The 1,098-nt window shown below is 56.2% G+C and carries 2 protein-coding genes; both read right to left on the bottom strand.

Going from position 1 to position 1,098, the window contains the following annotated elements; all coding sequences use genetic code 11:
* Positions 1 to 422, bottom strand: a 422-nt coding sequence (locus ACFRAK_RS29525) for an ATP-binding cassette domain-containing protein (RefSeq protein ID WP_394573275.1), incomplete at its 3' end; no start/stop codon positions are given.
* Positions 391 to 1,098, bottom strand: a 708-nt coding sequence (locus ACFRAK_RS29520; protein WP_394573274.1) for an ABC transporter ATP-binding protein, incomplete at its 5' end; no start/stop codon positions are given. The genes ACFRAK_RS29525 and ACFRAK_RS29520, both read right to left, overlap by 32 nt.

Below are 1,098 nucleotides of genomic sequence, written 5' to 3'. Positions count from 1 at the left end.
CGCTCCTTACGCTCCGCCTTGGTTCCTTGTCCATGTATGATCATCGGTTCGGCAACGCTGTACCCAATTCTCTTCTTCGGGTCCAGCGAGGAATTCGGATCCTGAAAGATCATCTGAACCTCCCGGCGAAAGTGCTGCAGCTCTTTGGAGCGTAACGAAAAGACATCTTGATTCTGAAAGAACGCCTTCCCGGCGGATGGATCCGTCAATCGCATGATCGTTCTGCCGGTCGTGCTCTTCCCGCTGCCGGACTCCCCCACCAAGCCGTAGGTTTCCCCTTCATAGATCGCAAAGGATACATCCTCCACCGCTTTCACCTGCTGCTTCCTCCATGAAGAACCGGACTTCACCGCAAAATACTTCGTTAAATGTTGGACCTCCAGCAGAGGTTCATGCTTCGTAACCGATGTGACTGAAGGCATCTCCTTCACCTCTGCTTTCTGCGATTTCCTTGTAATGCCAGCAGCGGACCCGATGACCGTCTGCCGCTTCTTCCAGCAAGGGCGGCTCTGATCTGCACACATCCGTGGCGAACGGACATCTTGGGGCAAACCGGCAGCAATGCGCGACATCCTGCATAGCCGGAACCGAGCCCTTGATCTCATACAGCTTCTCCTTACGCTGTCCTTCCATGTTCGGCACCGATTGCAGCAGCCCCATCGTGTAGGGATGAAGCGGATGATCGAACAGCGTCACCACATCGGTCTCTTCGATGACCTCGCCCAAATACATCACGATCACCCGCGAACACATCTGAGCAACCACCGACAGATCATGGGTGATGAGCATAATCCCCATCCGGAGCCTGGACTTAAGCTCGTTCATTAGCTCCAGGATCTGGGCTTGAATCGTGACGTCCAGCGCCGTGGTCGGCTCATCCGCAATCAGAAGCTGCGGCTCGCAGGACAAGGCCAACGCAATCATCACCCGCTGGCGCATGCCGCCGGACAGTTCGTGGGGATAAGTACGCAGGCGCTTCTCAGGATCTGAGATGCCAGTCAGCCGCAGCAAGTCCACTGCCCGATCCCGGGCCTGCCGGGACGATACCTGCTGATGCAGGGTAATCGCCTCCATGATCTGGTCGCCAATCGTATACAC

The organism is Peribacillus sp. NPDC056705, assembly GCF_043656335.1.
The sequence above is the reverse complement of the archived record's forward strand: the minus strand, read 5'-3'. Positions and strand labels throughout refer to the sequence as shown.